This window comes from Gemmatimonas sp. (genome assembly GCF_036405635.1).
Classification (GTDB): Bacteria; Gemmatimonadota; Gemmatimonadetes; order Gemmatimonadales; family Gemmatimonadaceae; genus Gemmatimonas.
Window position 1 is genome coordinate 1 of the sequence record NZ_DASWXE010000224.1, and the last position, 25,159, is coordinate 25,159.

A 25,159-nucleotide genomic window follows, 5' to 3' on the forward strand; every position below is an offset into this window, starting at 1 on the left:
ATGGCGATGTACCTGCGCTTGCTCGCCATTCAGGGCTCCTGGAACTACGAACTCCTCGTCGGCAACGGGATGGGGTTCTGTATCGAGCCGGCGCTTCGGCGCCTGCCTGGCGGCATCGACGGGGAGTCCTACCGGGCCGCACTCGCTCGGCAGTCCGTGTACTTCAATTCGCACCCCTATCTCGCCGGACTGGCCGTTGGTGCACTGGCGCGTGCGGAATTGGAGCAGACACCGCCGGCACGCATCGAACGGTTTCGCTCGGCACTGTGCGGCCCGTTGGGCAGTGTCGGTGATCGGTTGGTGTGGGCGGCCTGGCTGCCCGCGTGTTCCCTGGTCGCGATCCTGCTGTTCGGCTTTGGCTGGTCCCCGCTTGGAGTGGTGGCGGGATTCCTGATACTGTACAACCTGGGCCATCTCGGGTTGCGGCACTGGGCACTGCGCGCCGGCTGGCAACACGGCTTGCGTGTGGCGTCGGCACTCGGGCATCCGGTGCTGCAGCACGGTCCGCGCTACATTGGTCGGGTGTCGGCAGTGTTGGGAGGATTGGCATTACCGTTGGCCGTGCATCGGGCCATCGGGGGCGAACCGCCGCTGACTCCCATTCCCATGGGGGTGGCGGTGGCTACGCCGTTGCTTGCCGTGTTCCTCGTGCGTGTGCAGGGCCGTGCCGAGGGTTGGCGCGTGGTTCTGTGGCTGCTCGCGGCCTTTGTCCTCTACTCGGTGGTCATTGATGGCTGAACGCTCCGTCCAAATCGTCAACAAGCACGGGCTGCACGCCCGTCCCGCAGCAGAAGTGGTCAAGGCCGCCTCGCGTTTCAAGGCGGACATCACCATCTGCCGTGACGATCTCGAAGTGAACGGCAAGAGCATCATGGGCGTCATGATGCTCGCCGCGGAGTTCGGTGCCACGATCACGCTACGCGCCACCGGGCCCGATGCCGACGACGCGCTCGAGGCATTGACCACGCTCGTGGCTTCACGGTTCGGAGAGGCCTAGTGGATTCCATCCTCCGCGGCATTCCCGCGTCGCCGGGAATCGTCGTGGGTCCGGTGCACCTGCTGCGCTGGGAGGTGCCGGAAGTCCGCCATCGTCTCATCGAAGACAGCGAGATCGATGCCGAGATCGCGCGCCTGCACGAAGCCATCGAACAGGCGCGTGAGCGTCTGCGCACGCTGCGCGCGCGCGCCGAGGTGCATGCTGGCCCCGAGGAGGCCAGGATCTTCGATGTGCAGCTGTCCATTCTCGATGACAAGGAACTGATCAACAGCGCCGTCGCGTTCGTACGCCAGAACCTTGGTGCCGAGAAAGCGTTCGACCTGGTCCTGCTCGAATGGCGTCAGCACTTCGCCCGACACAGCGCGCCCATGCTGCGCGAAAAGGTCGGCGATCTGATGGACGTGCACATCCGTGTGCTCTCCATCCTGCTGCATCTGCCCGATCACGATCCGGTCGATGTGCCGCGCGGTGCCAACGCCATCCTCGTCACGCACGACCTGACGCCATCGCTCACGCTCCAGCTCGATCGTGAGTGCATTGCCGCCATCGCTACCGAGGCCGGTACCGCCACGGCCCACGTGGCCATTCTGGCGCGTTCACTGGGGCTTCCCGCGGTCGTGGGTCTGCGCAATGCCCTCGCAGCCCTGCAGGGCGGCGAGACGGCCATTCTGGATGGCACCGATGGCACGCTGGTCACCAAGCCCACCGACGTCGAGATCGAGGAGGCGCGCGAACGCATCCTGGCCGCCGAAGGGCAGGCGCCGGTGCTGCGGGAGCTCGCCCTCAGCGAGCCGCTCACCCGCGACGATGTGCGCATGGTGGTGCGAGCCAATGTCGACATTCCGGAAGAAGCGGAACTGGCGGCCAGCAGTGGCGCGGAAGGCGTGGGCTTGATGCGGACCGAGTTCCTTGTGGTGGGCCGTGCCAGCATGCCCGACGAGGAAGAGCAGTACCGCAGCTACAAGCGAGTGCTGCAGGCGTTCGGCAATCGCCCGGTCGTCATCCGTACCTTCGACGTGGGCGGCGACAAGCTGCCTGTTGGCGGCTTCCCCAGCGAACCCAATCCCTTCCTGGGATGGCGCGCCATTCGCATGTGCCTCGACGAGAGCGATCTCTTCAAGGTGCAGTTGCGGGCTCTGCTGCGTGCGGCCGTGCACGGCGATCTGCGGATCATGCTGCCGCTGGTCGTCACCGTGGACGAAGTGCGTGAGACGCGCCAGCTCATCGAGGAATGTGTCGCCGAATTGTCGGCGCGCCGCGTGCCATTCCGCGACGACGTCCCGTTGGGCGTCATGGTGGAGACGCCGGCCGCGGCCGTGGCCTGCGATACGCTCGTGCGTGACGTGGACTTCTTCAGCATCGGGTCCAATGACCTCGTGCAGTACACGCTCGCCGTCGACCGTGGCAATGCCAATCTCGCGCCGCGCTTCACGCCATTCCATCCGGCGGTACTGCGCCTGATGGCCCAGGTCCAATCCACCGGTGCCGCGCACGGGATCGACGTGTGCGTGTGCGGCGAAATGGCTTCGCAGCCGCTCGCCGTCTTCGCGCTGATGGGCCTTGGCCTGCGCCAGTTGAGTGTTGCTCCACGGGCCGTGGCCGATGTGAAGCGCATCATCCGCGGGGTGCGGGCCGGTGCGGCCGAGGACGCCGTGCGGGCGGCAATGCAGTCGGGAACGGCACGTGAAGCCGAGATCCTGCTGCGGCGTCGGTTGCGCGCCGAGCTCGAACGCTAATACCGTTCCTGATTGGCTCTCCGGCCGGCGCCGGTGGGCCCTGTCTTCACCTTCAAACCAGAGCGTTGCGTGGCCGATCGCCATCTCTTCACGTCGGAGTCCGTCACCGAGGGACACCCGGACAAGATCGCGGACCAGATTTCCGATGCGGTTCTCGATGCCCTGTTGACCGAGGATTCCAAGGCGCGCGTCGCCTGTGAAACGTTGGTGACCACCGGCCTGGCCGTCATCGCGGGCGAGATCACGACGACGGCATACGTGCATCTGCCCGAGATCGTGCGCCGCACCATCGATGGCATCGGCTACAACGACGCATCGTTCGGCTTCGACTCCAAGACGTGCGCGGTCATGAGCACCATCGATCGCCAGTCCCCCGATATCGCCCAGGGCGTGGACACTGGCGGTGCGGGTGACCAGGGCATGATGTTCGGCTATGCAACGGACGAGACGCCGGAACTCATGCCGATGCCCATTCAGCTTGCGCATGCCCTCACGCACCGTCTCTCCGAGCTCCGCAAGGATGGCACGCTGCCCTGGCTGCGCCCCGACGGTAAGGCGCAGGTGAGTGTGGTGTACGAAGACAACCTGCCAGTGGCCATCGACACCGTGGTCATCTCCACGCAGCACGATGAGCGCGTCAGCAACACCAAGCTGCGCCGCGCCATCCTCGACGACGTCATCCACGCCGTCCTGCCGGAAGAGATGATCGGTCGCAAGCTCAAGACGCACATCAACCCCACCGGCCGCTTTGTCATCGGCGGTCCGCAGGGCGACGCCGGCCTCACGGGCCGCAAGATCATCGTCGACACCTACGGCGGCATGGGCCGTCATGGCGGCGGCGCGTTCAGCGGCAAGGATCCCTCCAAGGTCGACCGCTCGGCGTGCTACGCGGCGCGCTGGGTAGCCAAGAACATCGTGGCCGCCAAGCTGGCCAAGCGTTGCGAAGTGCAGGTGGCGTATGCCATTGGCGTCGCCGAGCCGGTGTCGGTGTACGTACAGACGTTCGGCACGGGTGCCGTGCCCGATCGTGTGATCGAAGCGGCCGTGAATGAGGTGTTCGACCTCACGCCGCGCGGCATCACCACGGCCCTCGATCTGCGCAAACCGATTTATCAGGCCACCGCGGCGTACGGCCACTTTGGTCGCAAGCCCGAGACGTTCGGCCGCGGTCGGTCCGCGCGCACGACGTTCACGTGGGAACGCACCGATCGTGTGACCGCGCTGAAGAAGGCGATCCGCTGATCAGGAGGAGAGATCCATGACCGAGCCATCGATGGTGGAAGTCACGGTGGCTCGGTTGGGGCTCGACAGCGCCACCAACGCCTATGTAGTCATTCTGCGCGAACGCGAGGGACGGCGTGTCCTGCCCATCTGGATCGGGCGCCCGGAAGCCGAGTCCATCGTGATGCAGATGAACAACCACAAGCACGCGCGTCCGCTCACACACGATCTGTGCAAGGTGCTCATCACGGGACTGGGTGGGACCCTGCGCCGTGTGAACATCACGCGCGTGCAGTCCAGCACGTACTTCGCTGAGTTGCACATCGAGACCCCGCGTGGGCTCGTGGAGATCGATGCGCGGCCGTCTGACAGCATTGCCATCGCCCTCCGGCTGTCCGCGCCCGTGTACGCTGCCGACAACCTCTTCTCCGAACCGGATGAGGACGAGGATGTCGACGAACCAACCCCGCCGCTGACACCGCCCGTGCCCAGCGAGCTGACGGCGGATGCCCTCAAGGCGTATCTCGAGCGCCTTCGTCCGGAAGACTTTGGCCGGTTCATGCCGTGAGCGTTCCTGTTCTCTTCAGGCTCCCAATGCGTCTCGTTGCATTCCTGATCGCGCTGGTTTCGTCCGCCGTGTTGTCAGCGGCTCCGCTCTCGCTGCTCGAGGCGCAGGCTGCCCCGCGCACGGTGGAGGGACGCGTACGTCGCCCCATGGGGGAGCAGGGAGACACCACCGGCATGGGACCCGCCGTTGGTGTGTGGGTCACCCTGCATCGGGTGGGCAAGGACACGGCGGGCGCCATCGACTCGGTGCGCAGCGATGCGGCGGGCCGCTATCGCTTTCGCTACACCCCACGTGGAGCCTCGGATGCGGTGTACTTCGCATCCAGCATGTGGGATGGCATCGCGTATTTCACGTCGCCATTGCGTGATGTGAACTCCAGCGGTGATGCGGCCGAGATCACCGTCTTCGATACCACGTCGCGAACCTTCCCGCTCAGTGTGAAGGGACGCCACCTCATCGTGAGTCGCCCCGACAGCACCGATCGTCGCACGGTGGTGGAGGTCTTCGAGCTGTCCAACGACAGTCTCAAGGCGTTGGTCTCGGTGGATACCATGACGCTCCGGCCCACCTGGTCGGTGAGCATCCCCGCGACGGCGATGGATGTGCGCGTCAACGATGGCGATATCTCGCCCAATGCGTTCGTGGCCTCAAACGGCCGCGCATCGATCTATTCGCCGATCGCACCGGGCATGAAGCAGGTGGCGTTCACCTACAAGCTTCCCAACAGCAGCTTTCCGCTGGCACTCACCGCAGAGCAGGGTGCCGTCGTGTTCGAGGTACTGCTCGAGGAGCCGCAGGGCACGGTGAGTGGACAGGGCTTCACGGCCGTCGAGCCCGTGTCGCTCGAAGGACGCAACTTTCGCCGCTATCTGGCGCAGGACACCAAGCCTGACACACGCATCGTCGTCGAGTTACCGTCCACCGGTACGCCAGGCCGCAACTTTTACATCGCGGGGCTGCTCGCGGCGATCGGTTTTCTGATGCTGCTGGTGTTGTCACGTTCGATGCAGCGCGCTGCCAGCAAGCGGGCCGGTGAGGTCGCTGGACCGTCGTTGCGTCCGCGCGAATCCAATGCGCCGATGGCCGACCGCCTCGCGCAGGAGATCGCCGCGCTCGACGCCACGTATGCTCGCCAGGAGAACCCGTCCGCGAGCGTGCAGCAGGCCTACAACGCACGGCGCGCCGAACTGCGGGCTGCGCTGGCAGAGGAGCTGGGGCAGCCGCTGGATGGCCCCGGAAAATCGTAAGGCCCCTATGAGTGACTGGTCGATGTCTGCGCCGATGCGCCGTGCCCGCATGGTGGCGGCGACAATGTGCTTGCCGATCGGCGCGGTGCTCATGACCGCATGCGGTGGGTCTGCCGACCGAACCGCTGCTCGCGACACCGCTGCCATATCGCAGGCCGGGGTACCCACGCCGGCCGATACCGACGACTTTGGCGCGCCGCTACCCACCGATGCGCAGTATGCAGCACGGGTGGTGTCGCTCAATCCCGCCGCCACTGAGATCATCTTCGCCATCGGCGCCGACAGTGCGCTGGTGGGGCGTTCGCGCTGGGATGAGTTCCCGCCCGAAGCGCAACGCATCATGCCGGTGGGCGACGGTATTCGTCCGAGCATCGAGACTGTGCTGTCGGTGCAGCCCACGCTCGTGATTCTCTACGCCACCGCGGACAACCGTTCTGCGGCCGAGGCGTTGGCACGCGCCGGCGTGCGAACCGTGGCCTTGCGCGCTGATCGCATCGAAGGGTTCTACGCGCTCACGCGCCGTCTCGGCGTGATGCTCGGTGCCACCGAACGAGCCGGCGTCGTCGTGGATAGTGTGCGGCGCACGCTGGATCGTGTGCGCACACTCACTGCTTCGGTGCAGGAGCGCCCCAGCGTGGTGTGGCCGGTATGGGAGTCGCCGCCCATGGTCATCGGTGGTGGCAGCTATCTCGATGAACTGCTCACGATCGCCGGCGCTCGCAATGTGTTTCACGATGACTCCACCGCCTCGCCATCGGTGAGTGTGGAGGAAATCGCGCGACGGGCCCCGGGCTACGTGATCACCGGATCGACACGGGTGGACGTACTCAAGGAAGCCACCTCGTGGCGCGCCGTGCCCGCCGTGCGGGAAGGGCACTTCGTGGTGGTGAATCAGGACCTCACCGGCCGGCCGTCAGTGGTGCTGGGCATGGCGGCCACGCATCTGGCGCGTCTGCTGCACCCCGCGCTCGCCGATTCGCTCCGGTGATGTGGTGAGTGCGCGCGCGCGGTACGCCCCGTGGGTCTGGTCCGGGGGCCTGCTGGCGCTGGTCGGAGTCGCTGTACTCGGCGTGATGGTGGGGGCCGTGCCCCTCTCGATGTCGGATGTGCTGTCGGCCGTGCAGGGGCAGGGCCATCCCTCCACGGTGGCCATCGTGCGCGACCTGCGGCTGCCGCGCGTGTTGCTCGCGGCGTTGGTCGGTGCGGGACTGTCGATGAGCGGCGGCGCGCTGCAGGGCACACTGCGCAATCCACTCGCTGAGCCCTACCTGCTGGGTGTCTCTGGTGGGGCCGCCGTGGGCGCAGTGGTAGCGATGGCCATGGGCATCGCCACGCCGCTCTTGGTCACCGCGTGTGCCTTCGCCGGCGCGGCGGCGGCCACGGTGCTGGTGGCCGGACTGGCGCGCGTCGTGGGCGGGAGCGGCGACTCGCGCCTGCTGCTCATGTCCGGGGTGGTCGTCGGGGCGTTTGCCAATGCCACCATTCTCGTGGCACTGGCCGGTGCCCCTCCGGAACGGCTTCGCGGTGCGCTGTGGTGGATGATGGGCTCCGCCGCCGACGCCTCCTGGGGCGCCGTCGCCCGAAGTGGTGTGGCCATCGCTGTGCTGGGCGGTGTGCTGGTGTGGCGAGCCCGCGAACTGGACGTGCTCGCACTCGGCGCAGAACCGGCCGCGGCGCTGGGTGTGAACGTCGACCGCGCCGCGAGGCGTACCTTTCTCGTCGCCTCGTGGCTCGCAGCGGCAACAGTGGCCGCTGCAGGACTGATTGGTTTCATCGGACTGGTGGTGCCGAACCTCGCGCGTGCGCTCGGGGCGCGGCAGCATCGGTCCATGCTGCTGCTTTCGGCGCTCTACGGTGCCGTGCTGCTCATCGCGGCCGACATTGCGGCCCGTACACTGCGCGCGCCGGTGGAACTGCCGTTGGGCGCGCTCACAGCCCTGATCGGCGTGCCGTTTTTCCTGCTGCGCCTGCGTAAGGTGATGGCGTGAGCGACACCTCCGCGATGCATCACGCGTCCACGTTGCGCTTCGATACCGTGCGGGTGCGTTACGCTGGGCGTGATCGACACGCGCTCGATGGCGTCTCATTCGAGGCGCGGCCCGGCAGTATCACCGCCGTGGTCGGCCCCAACGGCAGCGGGAAGAGCACGTTGGTGCGCGCATTGTTGCGGCGGGTGACACCGGAGTCGGGCCACATCATGCTCGACGAGACACGCGTGGATGGGCTCGAGGCGCTGGCCTTGGCGCGCCGGGTGGCCGTGGTACCGCAGCGCGAAGAGCCCGTCATGCCACTCGAGGTGGAAGAGTTTGTGGCGCTCGGCCGGTTCCCACATCGCGGGGCATTCGGCGCGCCCTCGCCTGCTGACCGTGACGCGGTGCTGCGCGCGATGCGACGCGCTGGCATCGACGACTGCGCTGGTCGTCGCACCGACTCCCTGTCTGGCGGCGAATGGCAGCGCGCCCGCATCGCGCGTGCGCTCGCGCAGGACACCGACGTCCTGGTGCTTGATGAGCCCACGACTTTCCTCGATATCGCTCATGAGATGGCGGTGTTCGAACTGGTCGACGCGCTCGCACGCGAAGGGCGCACGGTGCTGCTGGTGAGTCATCAACTCAACCTGGTGGCGCGGTTCGCCACGCACATCGTGCTGCTCGATCACGGCAAGGTGGCGGCCGCAGGCGGCGCCGATGCGGTCATGCGCGGCGATGTGCTCGAGAGCGTGTACGAATGGCCGCTGGTGGTCACGCGCGATCCGGCGGTTGGCGCACCGGCCCTGTTGCCGCTGCGCGGACGACTGCGGTAGCAGAGGGTGAGCATCGCATGACGGTTCTCGCGACGGACGCCATCGTGTTGCATGTGGCGGACTACATGGAGTCCAGCCGCATTCTGCGGCTTGCCACCCGGGAAGCCGGCGTGCAGTCGGTGGTGGCCAGAGGTGCGCGGTCGTCACGCAAGCGTTTCGGGGCGGCGGTCGATCTGTTCGCGGAAGGGCAGGCGCAGGTGCAGCTCAAGCCGGGCCGTGATCTCCACACGCTGATCGGATTCGACGTGACGCGGGCCCGGGCTGGCCTGGCGCTGCACCTCGACCGATTTGCCGCGGCCAGCGCCATTGGTGAAGTCGCGCTCCGTCTGCTGCACGACGAACCTGCGCCCGGCGTCTACGACCTGCTCTCGGCCACGTTCGACCAATTGGCAGGGGTCGAGCCAGGCCAAGCCACCTCCACCGCCCTGGGGGGGCTCTGGATGCTGGTGGCGGAGGTGGGCTTTCGCCCCACCCTGGATGAGTGCGCCGAGTGCCATGCGCCGCTCGAACCGGGCACGGCGTACCGATTCCACCATCGGGCAGGTGGGGCACTCTGCGACCGATGCAGCAGGCTGCACCCTGGCGGGCGCCTTCTGCCGGTTGAGGCGCGGGACACGGTGCGTCTCTGGCTGGACAATAGGGTGCCCACTGTAGCGGACAATGCCGCCCGGGCCCATCAGCGGTTATTGCGGGAATTCCTCACGGAACACCTCCCAGACGGCCGCCCTTTGCGGGCATATCACACATGGGAAGGTGGAATTTCCTGAGAAGTTGCTTAAGGTGCTGGTTTCTAAGTTCTTTTATTGCAATGGTATTTGGCAAAAATGTGATATTCGTGACGGTGGCGATGCCGTCTGCGCTGGCAGGAATGTTGCTTGACGCATGTCCTTGCGCGTCCTAGGTTCACCAAGGGGCCTGATGATCAGGTCCCTTCGAGAACCCTCAACGGAGACAACGACTCACAACCTGATTCGTCGGTCGGAGAAGCAAACATGAAACGTGTGTGGGGAGCACTGGGACTCGTGCTCGCTCTCAGCGTGTTCATGCCACGAGTCGCGGCAGCCCAGAAGCAAGACCCCAAGGTTCGCCGCAATGGAGCAACGCTCGGACAGAACTATCCGAATCCGTTCAATCCTGAGACTCGCATTCCGTTCAGTGTGGGAGAAGATGCGCCCACCTGTTCCAACTCCTCTCGGCAGTATCGTGTGACCCTGAAGGTGTACAACATCATTTCAGGGTATGTCGCGACACCTGTCCTGCAGGGTGGATCCAACGGGGTGGCCGGTGGTCAACCGCTGGAAAACCTGTCCATCTCGTGCGGCCAGTATGTGGCGTACTGGGATGGCAAAATCCAAGCAACCGGACGGGAGGCCGCCTCAGGCGTGTATCTGTATCGCCTCGAGGTGGATGGCGTGCCGCTGGTAGGCAAGATGGTCAACATGAAGTGAGTTCGGGAATCTTCGAGCATCACGAGACCCGCAAGACTTCAAGATGGCGCGCTGGGTGAGCGGACCCGGCGCGCCATTTTGTTTATTGACACTGCAGAAATGTCGGACACGTACCATTCATGGTGCTGCATCCCAGTCCACCTCTGCACAAATGGCGCGTCCCAGCTGGCATCGACGTTGCCTGAGTTCCGAGCATGATCAATCCTGACCGTCTCACCGTGAAGAGCGCCGAAGCGCTCAACGAGTCTGTCGCCCTCGCCCGCAAGGCCGGCAACCCACTCGTGTACGATCTGCACCTCCTGCTCGCCCTGCTGGCGCAGGACGAAGGCATCGTCGTTCCGGTGCTGCAGCGCGTGGGCGTGAATGTCACCAGCCTTCGCGCCGGCGCCGAACAGGAAGCCGCTCGCTATGCCAGGCAGTCCGACGCCCAGCCATCGTTCAGCCGCGAACTCACGCAGGTCGTCGATGCCGCGGAGCGCGAAGCCAAGACGCTGGGAGACGAATACGTCTCCACCGAGCATCTGCTCGTGGCGCTGTCGGATGCCAAGGGCACTGACAGCACGCGCCTGCTGACCGGCGCCGGCGCCCACCGCCAGGCGCTGCTCGATGCCCTCAAGCTGGTGCGCGGCGCCCACAAGGTCACCGACCAGAGCCCGGAGCAGCAGTACCAGGCGCTGCAGAAGTTCACGCGCGATCTCACCGAGTCGGCGCGCAAGGGTAAGCTCGATCCCGTCATCGGGCGCGACGAAGAAATTCGTCGCGTCATTCAGGTATTGTCGCGCAGGACCAAGAACAATCCGGTACTCATCGGCGAACCGGGCGTAGGCAAGACAGCCATCGCGGAAGGGCTCGCCCAGCGCATCGTGAGCGGTGACGTACCCGAGGGGTTGCGCAACAAAAAACTGGTCTCGCTCGATCTCGGCGCGCTGATCGCCGGCGCCAAGTTCCGCGGTGAATTCGAGGAGCGCCTCAAGTCGGTGCTCAAGGAAATCATCAGCGCCGATGGTTTGTACATCGTCTTCATCGACGAGCTGCACACGCTGGTGGGCGCGGGCAAGGCCGAAGGCAGCATGGATGCGGGCAACATGCTCAAGCCCATGCTGGCGCGCGGCGAACTGCGTGTGGTCGGTGCGACCACGCTCGACGAATACCGCCTCCACGTCGAGAAGGACGCGGCACTCGAGCGCCGCTTCCAGCCCGTGTTCGTGGGTGAGCCCAGCGTCGAAAGCACCATCGCCATTCTACGTGGCCTCAAGGAGCGCTATGAGGCCCACCATGGCGTGCGCATCACCGATGGTGCCGTGGTGGCCGCAGCCACTTTGTCAAATCGCTACATCGGTGACCGCTTCCTGCCCGACAAGGCGATCGATCTGATCGACGAGGCCGCGTCGCGTCTGCGCATCGAAATCGATTCGGTGCCGCAGGAGATCGACGAGGTCGAGCGTCGCATTGTCCAGCTCGAGATCGAGAAGGCCGCGCTGCAGAAGGAGAGCGACGCCGCGTCCATCGATCGCCGTCAGACGCTCGAGCGTGAACTGGCCGACAAGAAGGAACAGGCCGCCGGCATGCGCGCGCAGTGGCAGCAGGAGAAGGACACGCTGGGTGCCGTCGGTCGCATCAAGCAGGAGATCGAGCAGACGCGCTTCGAGGCCGAGGCCGCGACGCGGTCCGGTGATCTCAACAAGGCCGCCGAGATCACGTATGGCCGCGTACCGCAGCTCGAGCGCGAGATGAAGGAGGCCGAGGCCAAGCTGGCCAGCAACGCCGGCCGTCCGCAATTTCTCAAGGAAGTGGTGAGCGCGGATGATGTGGCGGAGGTGGTGGCACGGTGGACCGGCATTCCGGTCACTCGCATGCTGGAGTCGGAGCGCGAGCGTCTCACCAAGCTGGAAGACGTGCTGGCCACGCGTGTGGTGGGGCAGCGTGAAGCCGTGCGTGCAGTAGCCAATGCGGTGCGTAGGTCACGCGCGGGTCTGCAGGACCCCAATCGCCCGATCGGTTCGTTCATTTTTCTGGGCCCCACCGGTGTGGGCAAGACGGAGACAGCGCGCGCGTTGGCCGAGTTCCTGTTCGACGACGAGCACGCCATGGTGCGCATCGATATGTCCGAGTACATGGAGAAGCACGCCGTGGCCCGTCTCATCGGTGCGCCGCCGGGATACGTGGGCTACGAGGAAGGTGGACAGCTCACGGAAGCCGTGCGGCGTCGTCCGTACTCGGTCATCCTGTTCGACGAGATCGAAAAGGCGCACCCCGATGTATTCAACATCCTGTTGCAACTGCTCGATGATGGGCGACTCACCGATTCGCAGGGGCGCACGGTCGACTTCCGCAACGCGGTGGTCATCATGACGTCCAATGTGGGAAGTCAGCTCATCCTCGAGCGAGGGCAGGGCGATGAGGGCGCGTGGAGTCGGGTCGAGCAGGACGTGCTCGCGGCGTTGCGCGGCGTGTTCAAGCCGGAGTTCCTGAACCGCATCGACGACGTGGTGGTCTTTCATCCGCTGGGCCGCGGTGAACTCGATCATATCGTCGACATTCAGTTGGCACACCTCCGCAAGCTGTTGGGCGAACGGAAGCTGTCATTGCAGCTGTCTGATGCTGCGCGACAGTACCTGGCCGACGCTGGGTACGACCCGATCTTTGGAGCACGACCGCTGAAGCGTGCGGTGCAGCGTCTGCTACAGAATCCGCTGGCGCTGGCCGTACTCGAGGGGCGCTTCAAGGAAGGAGACACGATCCTGGCCGATGTGGTCGAGGATGGCGAAGCGCTCGTCTTCTCGCATGGAACGGCAGCGGGCGCTGCGTGACGAGGGGGCGGTAGGATGCTTCGGAGCATGGTGCGCGGCCGCGGTTGGCGCGTCGTGTTCATGGCGTGCACCGTGTCTTGCAGTGGCGCATCGTCCAGCGATGTGACGAACCCGCTGGGCAATCCCGGCGGTGGAAGCGGCGCCACGGTCCCAACTGGGCCGGTGGCACCGCTGATTGTTGGTGTCATGCAAGCCGATCCGCTGGGCTACCTGGAGTACACACCGGGCGATGCACCACTGGTGATCATAGCGCCCCACGGTGGCACGTTGCGTCCGGCGTCACTAGCCGATCGCACCTGCACCGGCTGTGAGACAGCAAACGATCTCGAGACGCAGGCGTTGGCCCGCCTCGTGGTGGATCGACTCCATGCCGCCACGGGTGCTCGCCCCCATCTCGTGGTGAACCGTCTGCATCGAGTGAAGTTCGACGCCAATCGCGATGTCGGCGAAGCCACGGGTGGAACATCAGCATTGCAGGCGCCGTGGGTGTGGCTGCATGCCGCGGTCGATTCCGCCGAGGCCGTCGTGCAGCGCCAGCATGGACGTGGCCTGGTGATCGATCTGCATGGGCACGCACATACAATCGCGCGCCTGGAGTTGGGTTATCTCCTCGACGGAGCCGTTCTACGCGGCACTGATAGCGTGCTCACCACCACCGCTGCACTCGATCGCAGCAGTGTGGCCAGGTTGGCCCGCGATACGCGTAGTGGCGCCGATCGCGGCGTGGCGCTGCTTCGTGGCCCCCGGAGCCTTGGCACGCTGCTGGCATCGGGAGGCTTTGCGGCGGTGCCGTCCGCACAGGACCCAGCGCCACGTGTAGAGGAACCATTTTTTGAGGGCGGCTACAATACCAGGCGGCATGGTTCTCTGAGTGGCGGTATTCTCGACGCCATTCAGATCGAAGCACCCAATGTCGGTGTGCGAGACACCGAGGCCAACCGCGCGCGATTCGCCGATGTCCTGACCCGGTCCCTGCGTTCATTTCTGGCAACTCAGTACGGATGGGAGCGCGCACCATGAGCACCACACCGATTTCCGGGATCGTCGATGCCGCCATGCGGGTGGCGCTCGCCGAGGCGCAGTTTGCCGCGGCGGCGGGCGAGGTGCCTGTTGGCGCGGTCGTGATGCGCACCGATTCCGGCGAAATCCTCGTACGCGCGCAGAATCACATGCGACGTGATGGCGATGCCACGGCACACGCCGAAGTGCTGGCGTTGCGTGAGGCCGCACGCGTCGTGGGCGAGGCACGGCTCGGTGAGCTGACGCTGGTGGTCACGCTCGAGCCGTGCGCCATGTGCGCAGGTGCCGTTGTGCTATCGCGCATCGGCGGCGTCGTATTCGGCGCATGGGACGACAAGGCCGGTATGTGCGGAAGTGTGGGTGATATCGTGCGACACCCGCGACTCAATCACCGACCGATGGTACAGGGCGGTGTCCTGGAAGCGGAGAATCGCGCACTGCTGCAGCAGTTCTTTGCTGACCGCCGCTGACTTGGCGCCGTAGTTCTCCGAGGGTGGACAGCCGCGGTTTGTAGTGGTAACTGGAGGAGACCGATTTGTTTCCCCCTTCCGATCCCGCCATGTCCCGCTCTTCTGTGTTGTCCGCGACGGCGCTCGCCGCTGCGGTGCTGTTGACGGCCTGTGAGCGAGCCGCCGCCCCGCCGGCAGCGCCTCAGGCACCTGCATTTCAGGCGATCTCGCTGACCGGCGACACGTTGCGCACCTTGCCGCTCTCTGCTGAGACGCGCACACGCTACGAGACGCAGTTGGCGGAAGCACGCAAGGCGTACGAGCACACACCCACCGATGTCGACTCCATCATTTGGTATGCACGCCGACTGGGCTACCTTGGCCAGTTGCGTGAGTCCATCGAGGTGTACACGCGCGGCATCGAGCTCTATCCCGAGAACCCGTGGCTGTATCGCCATCGTGGCCATCGGTACATCTCGGTTCGCGACTTCGACGCGGCGGTGGCGGATCTCGAGAAGGCTACGGCGCTGGTGGCCGGTAAGCCGGACGAAGTCGAGCCGGATGGTCAGCCGAATGCCAAGAACACGCCCATCGGCACGCTGCACTCGAACATCGGCTACCATCTCGCGCTCGCGTACTACCTGCAGGGCAAGTTCGACAAGGCCGCAGAAGTGGCGCAGCGGGAAGTGAACGCCGCTAACAACGACGACCGCAAGGTCTCGATGTCGCACTGGCTGTACATGTCGCTGCGCCGCGAGGGCAAGGACTCCGCAGCCGCGGTGGTCATCGCGCCGATGTCACGCGACATGAACATCATCGAGAATCACGCCTATCATCGGCTCATGCTGCTGTACAAGGGCATCCTGCCGCCCGACTCGGTGTTGACGGTCGGGCCGGAGGGTGAATTGTCGGTGAGCGATGCGTCAGCCGCGTACGGCGTCGCCAACTGGCACTGGTACAACGGACGTCAGGCCGAAGCCACGGCGCTGTGGCGCCGCATTGTCGGAGCTGGTCAGTGGGGAGCTTTTGGTTCGGTCGCGTCTGAAGCCGAACTCGCCCGCCTGCCCAAGGACAGCGCCGCCACGAAGTAGCGGCCAACGCCGTTCTCAGTATCCCCGCTGCCGATCGACGACCCACTTCGGCATCTCTCCTCGCGCCAGGGCATCGGCGCACTCGATGAAGCCGGCCACGGCACCCGCCGTGGTCGTGAGACCGGAGATATGTGGCGAGACGATGACCCGGGGATCGTTCCAGAGTGGTGAGTCGGTGGGCAGTGGCTCGCGGACAAACACATCGAGCGCGGCGGCACGCAGCCAGCCGCGCTCGAGTGCTTCCGGCAGTGCCGATTCTTCAATCACCGCGCCACGTCCGGCGTTGAGCAGCGCCGCACCGCGACAGCGAGAGAGCACGTCGCGCGAAATGAGTCCACGTGTGGAGGGCGTGTCCGGCACGCTGCAGATGATCCAGTCCGCGTCGGCGACGAGTGACGGCAAAGACTCGGTGGTGTGCACGGCGTGAAAGGCCGCATGGTCGGATGTGCCGCTGCGTGAGACGCCCGTGACCGTACAGCCGAGCGCGCGCAATGATGTGGCGATGGCACGACCGATGTCCCCTGTGCCCAGCAGCAGCGCGCGCGTTCCGGCGACCTGGGCGATGTCACGCGGGGCCCATTCCCGCTGCTGTTGCGCGGCAGCCAACGAGGGGAGCTGCTGCTGGATGGCGAACACCCGGGCGACTGTCCATTCGGCGATCATCGGCCCGAACGACTCGGCCGATCGCGTGAGCAGCACCGACGCATCGAGCGGCGGGTCGTTGAGCCAGGCATCCACCCCTGCGCCGGTGCTGTGCACCCAGCGGACTTGGCCCATGGCGTCGGCACGCCGCGGAGGACGGAATCCCACGTAGCACTCGGCCCAGTCCAGATCCTCGCCTGTCACATCGGCCGGCGCGCGGTTCCGGATGTCGAGATCCGGACGGGCCGCCCGGATGGCGTCACTGATGGCGACGTGTTCCTGGCCGCTCACGAGTACGTGGCGGGGGGCGAAGGGCAAAGAGAAGGTGCCGGGCATCGGTCGGGGGCTTTGTCGAAGGAGGGAAGATTCCGAAGACTAGCCTCGGTACGGCGGGGCCGCCGGTGAGCGCGCGGGTGGAACGCCACGGAAGGGCTTGATCCAACGCTGCCCTACGGTTAGCTATCACGGCTCCCGGAGCATGGCAGCGTCAGATGGTCGTCACAGGCGGCTGGTCAGGTGCGAGTCCGTTCCCGAGGACAGGTGGCCGAGTGGTTGAAGGCACCGGTCTCGAAAACCGGCATACCGGCAACGGTATCGTGAGTTCGAATCTCACCCTGTCCGCTGTACGAACTGCAGCACACTGACGCGCCGTCGTGGCAGAACCGCGGCGGCGCGTCGTTGTTCGATGGTGAAGTGGAACGTTTTTGGATGGGTGGCCGAGTGGTTTAAGGCGCACGCCTGGAAAGCGTGTGGGGTCGCAAGGCTCTCGCGAGTTCGAATCTCGCCTCATCCGTATAGCGGGCAACGACTTAGATCGGTCGTTGCCCGCTTTGTTTTTGGTGCGGTGTCGCAGTTGGTGTCGCAGTTCAGTACGGCTACTGACCCGCCGCGAATTTCGCGCGCGCGTCCAGCACGGCGCGTTGCTGCTCGAGCGTGGGGTCTTGATAGGCCGCCACGACGATGTGCGGGTGTTTCCAGCCCCCGATGGCTTTCACCATGGCCAAGGGCGCGGTGGCCAGCTCGGAAGCCAGCTTGCGGCGAAAGGCGTGGAAGCCGACGCCGGGGGGAATGGTGACGGGGCAGGTTTCCCGGGCCTTGGCCCACCATTCGTAGAACTGATCGCGTGCCACCGGTCCGCCGGAGCGCCCCCCGTAGAACACGGGCGTCTCGACCGATGCGCCGGCGAGCAAGGTGTGCAGGTCGTTCGCCCGGAAGAGCGCGAACGCCTGTGCCGCGGTGTCGGTGAGCGGCGTGACGTGCTGCTGCTTGTTCTTCTGCGCGACGCCCCGCCAGGTGATCGTGCGCGCCGTCTCATCGATGTCGCCCCACCGGAGCTGCCGCACACTGTTGAGGCGGTGCCCGGTCTCGTGGCAGACCACGAGGGCCAGCCAGAGGCGGGGATCGATCGCCCAAGCGCATTGCGACAACGCCTGGTAGCCCGCTTCGGCCAACTGCGGCCGGCGGGGGTTCTCTTCGCGCGGGATGTGCCATTCAAGAATGGGCATGTCCCGAAGCAGGCGGGCGCCGGTGTCGGTCTTCCGGCGTACGGCCCAACGCAACACCGTGCGCAGGATCGTGAGTTCTTCTTCCACGGCGCGCGCGCGCACCGCGGGCAGGGTCTTGCCCGCGCGGACAATCAGCCCCGTGGTGCGGGCATGTGTGTAGCGCTGTAGTTCGTGCTCGTCGAGGGAGGCCACCGCGCGGAGCGGGCCCCACCACGCGAGGAAGTTGCTCGCCGCGCGGCCATGCACCGGCCGCCACGTGTCGAGCTCTTTACGTGCTGTCTCGAAATTGTCAAAGAGCTCGTGCAAGAGCAGGGGGCCGCTGAGTCGCACCGGTCCTTCGGCGCGGAGCTGCTGCGCTTTGGTTTCCGCGGCGGCTTTCGCCTCGGCCTTGTTGGTGTGACCAAGGGCCTCGGTCCGCTTCCGCGGCGTGCCCTCGGCGTCTTTCTCCTGCCACTCGAGATACAGCAGGCCGCTCTTGGCGTGCGTGTAGACGCGCACCCGATTGCGGCCTTTTTCACCGGTCACCCAGCTCCACCGGGTGCGGTGCGCGATTGAACGAGGCATTGGCCAGTCTCCTGGCTATCCCCTCGGCACATCGCCCGAGGGAGCAACGATATCGGACTTTTCCGACATCCGCGAGAGCTTGCGGGGCAGGTCCGTCACGAGGTACCGCGGCGCATGCTTGCGGCCGACGTTCCGGAGCTTGCCCTCGCGGCTCAGACGCGCGAGGTGATCGGTCGTGTAGCCGGAGCGGCGTGCGGCTTCGGCAAGGCTCACCGACTCGCCGCCGGCCAGCGCTTCCAGCTCATCGGCCACGCGCTGGAGGATGCGCGCGGAGGCAGTGAGGCCATCGCGATCGTACTGCACGGCCTGTCGGCGCCAGCTGCGAACAAGATCAAGTGGGCCGCCCGAAAATGATGGAATCCCTGAAATACCCTTAGGGGTTTCTTCCATCATTTTCCCTGTTCCTCGGTGGCCGCTACGAAAAGCGTCGGGTCGTTCTTGGTTCCGTTGCCTGTGCTTGTGGCATGACCCTTGGCCACCGCATCCCGGAGCCGGTTACGGACGGTCTTAGGGGTCATCTCGTAGCCCTGGTTGGTGAGATGATGGTGCAGAACCTCCACGGACACGGTATCGCCGAGCGCTCTCAGCGCTGCGAGGACCTTGCATTGCTCCGCTGTACTGGTGGCCGCACGGTAGCCATCCTCCGTGCGATCGACCACGAAGGTGAAGTCGCCTATTTCGCGGCTGACCATCTCGAGTTTCCGCGTTGAGAGCGTCGAGCCACGCTGCACGTGGATGGCGGCATCGAAGGCGGCCAGCTTGGAGCTGGCGCCACGCATTGCGCGTCCGTGGGTGCCCTCACCCTTCCGGTCGTGATCGATCACCACCATCGCCGCTCGCTGGCTACGCGCGAGGTCCTCCAAGGGCCGGAGCGCGAATTGCCACGCCGCGTTGTCGTTCTCGTCGTCGACCTGACAGAACTTCCCCAGCGAGTCGATGACCACGAGGGCCGGCTCCAGTGCCGCGATGGTCGCACGGAGCGCCCCGATCTCGGGGACCTTGCCCAAGTCGGACCACACCGCGACACGCGCGGCGGTCGGTGCATCGAGCTGCGCAAAGGTGCGCGCCAGGCGCCGAGGCCCTTGCTCGAGGTCCACCCACAGCACCGGTCCTTCGGCCACGCGCTGGCCTGCCCACGCTTGCCCGCGGGCGATGTGCGCGGCCATGTCGGCCAACATGGTCGACTTGCCCACCTTGCCGGGACCGTAGACGCTGGAGAGCGTGCCGCGCTCGAAGAACGGCTGTAGCACCCACTCGGCCGGCGCCAGCAGCGCGGGATCCTGCAGCATGTCGCTCAGCGACCGGGTGGCCAGCGGATCTGGTTTCTCGATCTCGTTGGCCCGCACAATGGCGAGCGCGTCCTGCAGCGCAGCACTAGGCGGCACGGCGCCCTCCATACTGCCCGGCGTTCTTCCACGTCTGCGTCACCTTCCATTCGGGCAGCGGGGGGGCGTTACCGCCGTTCCACGCGTGCAGGATGGCCAGCGCTTCCACGCTCGTGCACTGCGCATCGTGGCACAGGAAGGCGGCGAGCCGGAAGAGGTGGTTGCTGCGGCCGCTGCCGGCGACACCGTGCGGTAGCTTCTCGACGTAGCGTGCAATGCGGTCAGCACGTGCACCTCCGGCCAATAGTTTAGGAAACTGCTGCTGTCTTGCCGGGGGCGGTGTTTCGATTGCGGCGTAGGCGTCGAGTGGTGGGATGGCAGTGGGATCACTCGCCGGCCAATCGAAGAGCATCCGCGCGGCTTCGGCGCCGGACTGCCATTCGCCGCCGGGCCACGCGAGGCGCGACCAGTGGGCCTTGGTGTGGTGGCGCCCAGGCAGGCGCAACCAGTTCCCGACCTGCTGCGTGCCCGTTCGCGTCAACGCCAATCGTGGCTGCTTCGGATACGTCTCCGGCCGGAAGCCGGTGGCCTCGAAGCATTCACCGGCGGTCGCCGAGAGATAGACGAAGAGGGCGGGCGTCGCCACAGGCGATTCGAAGTAGCCCCACAGGTGCCGGCCGCCGTTGCCATTGGAGTCCTCGAGCAGCAGAGAGATCCGTTCACCAAGCGCGTCAATGCACCAGGAGAACGCGGCGGCGACGGCCTCACGCTGCATGTCGATCGCATTGCCGCACTCGTCATGCACATCGAAATCGAGACCGAACCAGCGCGAGGTGTTCTCGGGGCTCGTGGTGTGCAGGCCGATCACGTCCCCGGCATGACGCGCGGTGAAGTGTTGGACGATATGCTGCGCGCTCAGGTGCTCAACGCCGCGGCGCGTCTTGGCTGGCGCGGTCCACACATTCGGCTGATCCGCCGCGCGTGCAAGCTCGGGGATGTAGGCGCCCCACACGTCGTAGCGGTTGGGCAGGCGGTCGAGCAGGAAGGTGGCCAGCTCCGGGGCGAAGGCGGACCAGCCCACAGCCTCTCCCGTGAGGTCGCGTGGTGCTACATCGACGCGCGGCCCGCCGTAGTTCATGCACTTAGCGACGCTCATCTTCATCGCCGGCGCGCTGCGACAGGTCGAATAGCGTGGGCGTCGGTTTCTGCATGATTGTCCACGCATCCTCGCTGAGCATGCGCGCTGCTTCGCTCGCTCGCCACAGGCGCTCCGTGTTGTGCCCTCTCGCGGCGCTATCCAACGCGAAATCAGAGAGACTTGCGTGAAGTGATGCTACTCTTCGGTAGAGATGAAGCAGTTCGTTGTGGGTGGCAACCAACCAGGCTGCCCACAGACCTGGATCGACCTTCAAGCGCTCGCTCCGACGTGGCTTTGCGCGCGGTGACAAAGAGGGCAGAGCTGTCTTACGTGGTTCTGGCAACGGCATACGCTGCATGTGGCGGATCGCTAATTCCGCCAACGACGAAGGGCGTTCACGCACCAGTGTGAGGTGTCGCGCGCGAGACTTCGTAGCGCTCCCCCAATTGATAGGGTACTTTTTACGCATCGTGGTACCTCTACGGCCTGCCAGCCGTCGTGATGGGTTTGCGCGCGCTCCGACTCTCCTCGGGGCGCGTTGCTTTTTTGGGGGGGGCTGGCTGGCTCAGCCGAGTTCGGTGTCGGCGGCTTCACCGGTGCTGCGAAACGTCCTGCCAGCGAGCCACGCATCGAGCTCACTACGGCGATAGCGAATACGACCGAACACACGCGTGAACTTTGGGCCATCGCCTCGGCAGCGGGCGTTCGCCAGTGTGCGCGGCTTCAGGCCCAGATATTCCGCCGCGATTCGTGGTGTAAGGAGCTCCGAACGGTCACTCTGGCGCTCTGTATTGGTGGACATCTCAACCTCACCGGTTTGTTCGAAATGATCGCCACTGTTGCTGGCGTGAATGTCATTCCCCTCTGGTGATTGCGGATGTCCATTGCGGTACTAAATTGAGTTCATATGGCGACTCAAAAGAGTTCTCGACGTTCACGCCGAGCCAAACCAGATGTCGTGCTGGGCCGCGAGATCCGGGCCGCAATGGCTCGTCTGTCTCCACCGCTCGCGATGGCGGAATTGGTGCGGCGACTGACCGCACGTACTGGGAAGACGTGGACCACTACGCGGATCGCGGACTACTGCTCCGGCGTGAAGGAGCCGAATGCGTCAGCCCTCCTAGTGATGTGCGAAATTCTCAACACCTCAGCGGATCGCCTCTTGACGGGCTTGGGGCCGGCCGAGCGACCAAGTGGGGTGGAGGATCCCTGCTTGGAAGATCAGTTGGCCGCCGCGGTTCGGCATCGTGTATTTCTGGCGGTTCATGATACGGAAGGGACACGGCCGCCAATTGGGATGGGAGGTGAGCTCTCGCACATCGCGGTCGATGGTCGACAGTTGCTCGATCAGATTGCCGAGCGCGCGGAGACCGCATTCCGCCATCAGTGGGCGCAGGCGCAAGACGCGGCAGTACGCGACGCCGTGCTTGAACGCACGGCCGGGGCACTCAGCATGTTTGCCGAGAAGCGCACGTCGGCCGCGCACAGGCCCCGTGCTCAAGCCGCGATGCGGATTCTCAACGCGCAGGCCGAGTCGGTATTGCGATCGCCTCAGGCCGGCGCTGTGGGGGTGGCGCCGGACGGACTCGCATTCCTGCGAAACCGCGCTCTCCCGCAAACCATCAAGCTCGCTGCGGACGTATTGGTTCGAGCGGCCGAGACGGACAAGCAGCGCCGCGCCGACTAGCGCCTCGGTAGGCTCGTTGTACGTTTTGGCTCATTGTCGTTTGCAGACCTGATAAACCCCGTCAGAGAATCACAATGATCACTTTGCGACGAGTGCTCCCGCTTGCCGGCGTGTCGCTCCTTGCGATCGGATGCACGCCGGAAGTGCGGCAGCTTACTGGCACGGGGGAGATTTCGTTCCCCGCACGAATGTTGTTGCTATCGGGAGATGAGCAGCTCGGCACCGTCGGAGAGGAGCTCGGCGGCGCGCTGGTGGTGCGCGTGCTCGATTCCGCGAGCGCCCCGATCGCAGGGCAGGTCGTAAACTTCCGCGTGGTGGCAGGAGGTGGCCAGGTATATGCCGGCACCGCCATCACCGATCGCGACGGGCGGGCCGCGGAACGCTGGACCCTAGGCACAGTGGTAGGTGACAGTCAGCGCGTCGAAGCGAGAGCGGTGGATCCTACGACGGGTGAGCGGCGGGTCTTTGCCACGTTTCGCGCGCGTGCCTCCGCCGGAACCCCCGCGAGGTTGCTCCGAGTAACACCGGATTCTCAATCGGCCACTGTCGGGACCCCCGTGGTCGCGGCGCCCGCGGTGCGAGTGACAGATCGGTATGGCAATCTCGTGGTCGGAGCCCCCGTACGCTTTCGGGTGCTTTCAGGAGGGGGAAGAGTCAGCGACTCCTTGCCCCTTTCGGATTCTGCTGGGTTCGCGGCGCTTCGTGAATGGCGCCTCGGCACGGCCGCCGGAGTGAACCTCGTACGGGCATCGATCACGGACTCTGCATTCGTCGAGTTTCGCGCTGTTGCAACGGCCGCGCCCACACAACCGGTCCTCTCATTTAGCACGCGATCGGTTCTTTTCACGGTGTCGGCGGGCTCCGGGACGTCCACTATTCAGAGTGTGCACATCGTCAACGCGGGCGGCGGCATACTGTCCGGATTGTCCGGCAGCATCACCTATCCTACCGGTCAACCAACCGGGTGGTTGGAAGGTGGTTTCGAAGCCACGAGCGCGCCCACTAACGCACTCTTTCGAGTAAGCCCGGGATCATTGCCTGCGGGCACCTACGGAGCGACCGTCGAGGTGATTGCCCCAGGAGCTCTCAGCTCGCCGCAAGCGATCGCAATCACCATGGTTGTGACCGTCACCGGTGGATCTGCTACCAGTTGTTTGGCGATTTCCGGAGCCTCCGTGGTGGCGGATGACGGGACCTTTCTGGGGGTGCTTGGAAGCAAAGGCGCCGTCAACTCGATCTTCAACGAGTTCGGTGATTACGGCAGCCGATACAGCCGCACCAGTATCTTCAATGAGTACGGCGTCTATGGGGGGCAGTATGCCGCACAGTCCCCCTTCAATCCTTACTCCAATCGACCACCTCTCCTGATCAAAAGTGGTGATGTGCTCGCATTCCTGACCGTCAACTCCTCGAAAGTTCCTCGCGTTGATCCTAGAACCTTAAGTAGCTGCTCCTTCTAGCTGTTGGTCACAAATCTCTCTACCCGCTGCAGAAGAAACGCCCCGCTGAGTGCGGGGCGTCGATTGGTGGGGGATTCACACCACAGGCAGCAGTCCTCTGCGCTGCTCAGTCGCCTCCGAGGCCCCGTTCGCAAGATCAATTGTGAGAGCGGGGGGACATCCTCTCGAATGCTTGATGAGCGTAGAGAGCATGTCGCGAAGGCTCACGAGTTCTTCCAAATGGTAAAAGTGAAGTTCAGCATGACATCGAACATTCTTGACGTTATCGACCTCTGACTTCTTTAGCACCAGATCCACGTCCCCTTCGCAGCCTTCGGTCATCTTCGCTGACCAGTACATAAACTCTTCTCTCTCGCCACTCTCCCCTATGCGCTGGTAGGTGGCTTGTACTTCCGTGACCGTTGAAGGCTCCAAGAAGTGTTCGTTATGTGCGATTGGTCCTTGAGAGATTGGCTGCTTTTGCACCTGAGAATCTGGAGTCCGGCTTCCCGTGCTCTTGCTATCGGCGGGCATGATCATATTGGTTTCCTCGAAAGTGTGAATCGCTTTGAGCGCCGCCTAGGAGTTCTTCTGTACTAGTTCTTTCAGCTGTTCGTCTAGCGCGCCAATCATCGCCACAAACTGCGGCCAACTCTCCATGTTGAGCATGATGCTTACGTCTTCGTTCGCGCCCGTGCGAACTATCCCCTGTCGACGATAGGCACGGGAGACTGAGAGACCTCGGCCAGTGCCGTCTATGGAAAGCCGCGCGCTCAGTACCTCAGCTGTGGCGACGTCGTTTGGATCGGTCTCTTCTTCTCGCAAGCGGGCGATCTTTTCTTCCGGAAACGGGCGCTCGGTCCATACGTGCAGCCGGTGCGTAGTGTCTCTTGAGAGAGTGAATGGTGCGGTGACCGCCTGCGGCGAAGCCTGCCGACTCTGCTGTTTGCTGTTGCGTGTCCGTTTGGTCGGAACCTTTGAGGCTTCCTGTGCCATGGAGTGTGTTTCTCCGGTGTTTGGCTGCGCTGACATGATCATTGATCTCTCCCTAGTAGGTGTATTGCCGTATGTGGCGATAGTGCCAGAATAGACAATATTGTCGATTTTGGCAATAGTAGTACTTTGTGGCATGAGACTTCGCCTACCTGAGCTACTTGAGGAGCGGGGGCTAACGCCCTACGCCGTTGCTCATCACCCGCTGAATGGTGACCGCATCAAGCTGACGACGATGTACCGTCTAGTCCGGAGCAGGGGAACGCATCCTCCGTTTTCGCCGGATCTCTTAGAAGCCCTCTGCGAGATCCTTGAAGTCGAGCCCGGTGATCTGTTCGAGCGCGAGAGGGTCGCCAGAAGTAAGGCCAAGGGGCGACGGTAGCTCCAAGAGTTGGCAATCTGCCGCAAACATCGTTGGGCATTGTGACTGAGTGGGCGTGCGCTACCCCGCCCGCTCGAGCTCACAAATGGGTGCG

The 25,159-nt window shown here is 64.8% G+C and carries 27 protein-coding genes and 2 tRNA genes; 20 read left to right on the forward strand and 9 right to left on the reverse strand.

The window, feature by feature from the left end; translation table 11 throughout:
* The 15 genes from VGE27_RS17695 to VGE27_RS17765 form a co-directional block, all read left to right on the forward strand.
* Positions 1-738, forward strand: a 738-nt coding sequence (locus VGE27_RS17695) for a PTS system mannose/fructose/sorbose family transporter subunit IID (protein WP_331051008.1), incomplete at its 5' end; no start/stop codon positions are given.
* A complete protein-coding gene (locus VGE27_RS17700) occupies positions 731-997 on the forward strand; it encodes an HPr family phosphocarrier protein (protein WP_012682971.1) in 267 nt (88 codons plus the stop codon). The genes VGE27_RS17695 and VGE27_RS17700, both read left to right, overlap by 8 nt.
* Positions 997-2,733 (forward strand): phosphoenolpyruvate--protein phosphotransferase, encoded by a 1,737-nt coding sequence (ptsP, locus tag VGE27_RS17705; protein ID WP_331051009.1) that lies wholly within the window; start codon positions 997-999, stop codon positions 2,731-2,733. The genes VGE27_RS17700 and ptsP overlap by 1 nt, the downstream gene beginning before the upstream one ends.
* A 69-nt stretch (positions 2,734-2,802) precedes the next feature.
* Positions 2,803-3,975 carry a methionine adenosyltransferase gene (gene metK, locus VGE27_RS17710; RefSeq protein WP_331051010.1) on the forward strand — a complete coding sequence of 391 codons (1,173 nt, stop codon included), beginning with the start codon at positions 2,803-2,805 and terminating at the stop codon, positions 3,973-3,975.
* Positions 3,976-3,991: 16 nt separating this feature from the next.
* Positions 3,992-4,522: a bifunctional nuclease family protein gene (locus VGE27_RS17715; RefSeq protein WP_331051011.1), complete on the forward strand. Its 531-nt coding sequence runs from the start codon at positions 3,992-3,994 to the stop codon at positions 4,520-4,522.
* Positions 4,523-4,548: 26 nt separating this feature from the next.
* Entirely contained in the window at positions 4,549-5,769 is a 1,221-nt protein-coding gene (locus VGE27_RS17720) for an LPXTG cell wall anchor domain-containing protein (protein ID WP_331051012.1), read from the forward strand.
* 22 nt (positions 5,770-5,791) lie between these two features.
* Entirely contained in the window at positions 5,792-6,757 is a 966-nt protein-coding gene (locus tag VGE27_RS17725; RefSeq protein WP_331051013.1) for a helical backbone metal receptor, read from the forward strand.
* A gap of 4 nt (positions 6,758-6,761) precedes the next feature.
* On the forward strand, positions 6,762-7,757 hold the full coding sequence (locus VGE27_RS17730; RefSeq protein WP_331051014.1) for an iron ABC transporter permease: 996 nt from the start codon (positions 6,762-6,764) through the stop codon (positions 7,755-7,757).
* The gene (locus VGE27_RS17735; protein ID WP_331051015.1) at positions 7,754-8,572 is read left to right on the forward strand and encodes an ABC transporter ATP-binding protein; all 819 of its coding nucleotides are present in this window, start codon (positions 7,754-7,756) and stop codon (positions 8,570-8,572) included. Before VGE27_RS17730 ends, VGE27_RS17735 begins: the two co-directional genes overlap by 4 nt.
* A 17-nt stretch (positions 8,573-8,589) precedes the next feature.
* Complete coding sequence (recO, locus tag VGE27_RS17740; protein WP_331051016.1) at positions 8,590-9,339, forward strand: DNA repair protein RecO; 750 nt, start codon at positions 8,590-8,592, stop codon at positions 9,337-9,339.
* A gap of 225 nt (positions 9,340-9,564) precedes the next feature.
* Entirely contained in the window at positions 9,565-10,020 is a 456-nt protein-coding gene (locus VGE27_RS17745) for a hypothetical protein (RefSeq protein WP_331051017.1), read from the forward strand.
* A gap of 194 nt (positions 10,021-10,214) precedes the next feature.
* Complete coding sequence (gene clpB / locus VGE27_RS17750) at positions 10,215-12,830, forward strand: ATP-dependent chaperone ClpB (protein WP_331051018.1); 2,616 nt, start codon at positions 10,215-10,217, stop codon at positions 12,828-12,830.
* Positions 12,831-12,857: 27 nt separating this feature from the next.
* The gene (locus tag VGE27_RS17755; protein ID WP_331051019.1) at positions 12,858-13,850 is read left to right on the forward strand and encodes a hypothetical protein; all 993 of its coding nucleotides are present in this window, start codon (positions 12,858-12,860) and stop codon (positions 13,848-13,850) included.
* A 35-nt stretch (positions 13,851-13,885) separates the two neighbouring features.
* Entirely contained in the window at positions 13,886-14,320 is a 435-nt protein-coding gene (locus VGE27_RS17760) for a nucleoside deaminase (protein ID WP_345788039.1), read from the forward strand.
* An 89-nt stretch (positions 14,321-14,409) separates the two neighbouring features.
* Positions 14,410-15,390: a hypothetical protein gene (locus VGE27_RS17765; protein WP_331051021.1), complete on the forward strand. Its 981-nt coding sequence runs from the start codon at positions 14,410-14,412 to the stop codon at positions 15,388-15,390.
* 15 nt (positions 15,391-15,405) lie between these two features.
* On the opposite strand, the gene VGE27_RS17770 is transcribed toward VGE27_RS17765, so the two are convergent.
* Positions 15,406-16,368, reverse strand: a complete 963-nt coding sequence (locus tag VGE27_RS17770) for a D-2-hydroxyacid dehydrogenase (protein ID WP_331051022.1) — start codon at positions 16,366-16,368, stop codon at positions 15,406-15,408.
* Between the two features lie 198 nt (positions 16,369-16,566).
* On the opposite strand from VGE27_RS17770, the gene VGE27_RS17775 reads away from it, so the two are divergent.
* Positions 16,567-16,653 (forward strand) — tRNA-Ser (locus tag VGE27_RS17775).
* Between the two features lie 85 nt (positions 16,654-16,738).
* A tRNA-Ser gene (locus VGE27_RS17780) sits at positions 16,739-16,825 on the forward strand.
* A gap of 82 nt (positions 16,826-16,907) precedes the next feature.
* Here the strand turns inward: VGE27_RS17780 and VGE27_RS17785 are convergent.
* The 6 genes from VGE27_RS17785 to VGE27_RS17810 all read right to left on the reverse strand — a co-directional run bounded on the left by VGE27_RS17785 (position 16,908) and on the right by VGE27_RS17810 (position 21,366).
* Positions 16,908-18,062 carry a tyrosine-type recombinase/integrase gene (locus VGE27_RS17785; RefSeq protein ID WP_331051023.1) on the reverse strand — a complete coding sequence of 385 codons (1,155 nt, stop codon included), beginning with the start codon at positions 18,060-18,062 and terminating at the stop codon, positions 16,908-16,910.
* Positions 18,063-18,116: 54 nt separating this feature from the next.
* Positions 18,117-18,404, reverse strand: coding sequence for a hypothetical protein (locus tag VGE27_RS17790; protein WP_331051024.1), 288 nt, complete (start codon positions 18,402-18,404; stop codon positions 18,117-18,119).
* An 86-nt stretch (positions 18,405-18,490) separates the two neighbouring features.
* Positions 18,491-19,486: an AAA family ATPase gene (locus VGE27_RS17795; protein ID WP_331051025.1), complete on the reverse strand. Its 996-nt coding sequence runs from the start codon at positions 19,484-19,486 to the stop codon at positions 18,491-18,493.
* The gene (locus tag VGE27_RS17800; RefSeq protein ID WP_331051026.1) at positions 19,476-20,582 is read right to left on the reverse strand and encodes a TOTE conflict system archaeo-eukaryotic primase domain-containing protein; all 1,107 of its coding nucleotides are present in this window, start codon (positions 20,580-20,582) and stop codon (positions 19,476-19,478) included. Before VGE27_RS17800 ends, VGE27_RS17795 begins: the two co-directional genes overlap by 11 nt.
* Positions 20,569-20,838, reverse strand: coding sequence for a hypothetical protein (locus VGE27_RS17805; protein WP_331051027.1), 270 nt, complete (start codon positions 20,836-20,838; stop codon positions 20,569-20,571). Before VGE27_RS17805 ends, VGE27_RS17800 begins: the two co-directional genes overlap by 14 nt.
* Positions 20,839-21,129: 291 nt before the next feature.
* Entirely contained in the window at positions 21,130-21,366 is a 237-nt protein-coding gene (locus VGE27_RS17810) for a helix-turn-helix domain-containing protein (RefSeq protein WP_331051028.1), read from the reverse strand.
* Positions 21,367-21,861: 495 nt separating this feature from the next.
* Between VGE27_RS17810 and VGE27_RS17815 the strand changes: the two genes are divergently transcribed.
* Positions 21,862-22,251 (forward strand): hypothetical protein, encoded by a 390-nt coding sequence (locus VGE27_RS17815; protein WP_331051029.1) that lies wholly within the window; start codon positions 21,862-21,864, stop codon positions 22,249-22,251.
* 74 nt (positions 22,252-22,325) lie between these two features.
* Positions 22,326-23,711, forward strand: coding sequence for an Ig-like domain-containing protein (locus VGE27_RS17820; protein ID WP_331051030.1), 1,386 nt, complete (start codon positions 22,326-22,328; stop codon positions 23,709-23,711).
* Between the two features lie 75 nt (positions 23,712-23,786).
* Here VGE27_RS17820 and VGE27_RS17825 read toward each other — a convergent pair whose 3' ends face one another.
* Together VGE27_RS17825 and VGE27_RS17830 are read right to left on the reverse strand one after the other, a co-directional pair.
* The gene (locus VGE27_RS17825; protein ID WP_331051031.1) at positions 23,787-24,230 is read right to left on the reverse strand and encodes a hypothetical protein; all 444 of its coding nucleotides are present in this window, start codon (positions 24,228-24,230) and stop codon (positions 23,787-23,789) included.
* Between the two features lie 39 nt (positions 24,231-24,269).
* Positions 24,270-24,728 carry a hypothetical protein gene (locus tag VGE27_RS17830; RefSeq protein WP_331051032.1) on the reverse strand — a complete coding sequence of 153 codons (459 nt, stop codon included), beginning with the start codon at positions 24,726-24,728 and terminating at the stop codon, positions 24,270-24,272.
* 91 nt (positions 24,729-24,819) lie between these two features.
* Between VGE27_RS17830 and VGE27_RS19580 the strand changes: the two genes are divergently transcribed.
* The gene (locus tag VGE27_RS19580; protein WP_414653584.1) at positions 24,820-25,065 is read left to right on the forward strand and encodes a helix-turn-helix domain-containing protein; all 246 of its coding nucleotides are present in this window, start codon (positions 24,820-24,822) and stop codon (positions 25,063-25,065) included.
* Positions 25,066-25,159: the final 94 nt, after the last annotated feature.

Bases quoted from the DNA above. Each gene is read 5' to 3' on its own strand.
- VGE27_RS17830 (WP_331051032.1), bottom strand. From the start codon at position 24,728: ATGATCATGTCAGCGCAGCCAAACACCGGAGAAACACACTCCATGGCA.
- VGE27_RS19580 (WP_414653584.1), top strand. From the start codon at position 24,820: ATGAGACTTCGCCTACCTGAGCTACTTGAGGAGCGGGGGCTAACGCCC.
- clpB (WP_331051018.1), top strand. From the start codon at position 10,215: ATGATCAATCCTGACCGTCTCACCGTGAAGAGCGCCGAAGCGCTCAAC.
- VGE27_RS17700 (WP_012682971.1), top strand. From the start codon at position 731: ATGGCTGAACGCTCCGTCCAAATCGTCAACAAGCACGGGCTGCACGCC.
- VGE27_RS17825 (WP_331051031.1), bottom strand. From the start codon at position 24,230: ATGATCATGCCCGCCGATAGCAAGAGCACGGGAAGCCGGACTCCAGAT.
- VGE27_RS17755 (WP_331051019.1), top strand. From the start codon at position 12,858: ATGGTGCGCGGCCGCGGTTGGCGCGTCGTGTTCATGGCGTGCACCGTG.
- VGE27_RS17745 (WP_331051017.1), top strand. From the start codon at position 9,565: ATGAAACGTGTGTGGGGAGCACTGGGACTCGTGCTCGCTCTCAGCGTG.
- VGE27_RS17810 (WP_331051028.1), bottom strand. From the start codon at position 21,366: ATGTCCACCAATACAGAGCGCCAGAGTGACCGTTCGGAGCTCCTTACA.
- VGE27_RS17725 (WP_331051013.1), top strand. From the start codon at position 5,792: ATGTCTGCGCCGATGCGCCGTGCCCGCATGGTGGCGGCGACAATGTGC.
- VGE27_RS17720 (WP_331051012.1), top strand. From the start codon at position 4,549: ATGCGTCTCGTTGCATTCCTGATCGCGCTGGTTTCGTCCGCCGTGTTG.
- VGE27_RS17715 (WP_331051011.1), top strand. From the start codon at position 3,992: ATGACCGAGCCATCGATGGTGGAAGTCACGGTGGCTCGGTTGGGGCTC.
- VGE27_RS17800 (WP_331051026.1), bottom strand. From the start codon at position 20,582: ATGAGCGTCGCTAAGTGCATGAACTACGGCGGGCCGCGCGTCGATGTA.
- VGE27_RS17820 (WP_331051030.1), top strand. From the start codon at position 22,326: ATGATCACTTTGCGACGAGTGCTCCCGCTTGCCGGCGTGTCGCTCCTT.
- VGE27_RS17760 (WP_345788039.1), top strand. From the start codon at position 13,886: ATGCGGGTGGCGCTCGCCGAGGCGCAGTTTGCCGCGGCGGCGGGCGAG.
- recO (WP_331051016.1), top strand. From the start codon at position 8,590: ATGACGGTTCTCGCGACGGACGCCATCGTGTTGCATGTGGCGGACTAC.
- VGE27_RS17765 (WP_331051021.1), top strand. From the start codon at position 14,410: ATGTCCCGCTCTTCTGTGTTGTCCGCGACGGCGCTCGCCGCTGCGGTG.
- VGE27_RS17815 (WP_331051029.1), top strand. From the start codon at position 21,862: ATGGGAGGTGAGCTCTCGCACATCGCGGTCGATGGTCGACAGTTGCTC.
- VGE27_RS17770 (WP_331051022.1), bottom strand. From the start codon at position 16,368: ATGCCCGGCACCTTCTCTTTGCCCTTCGCCCCCCGCCACGTACTCGTG.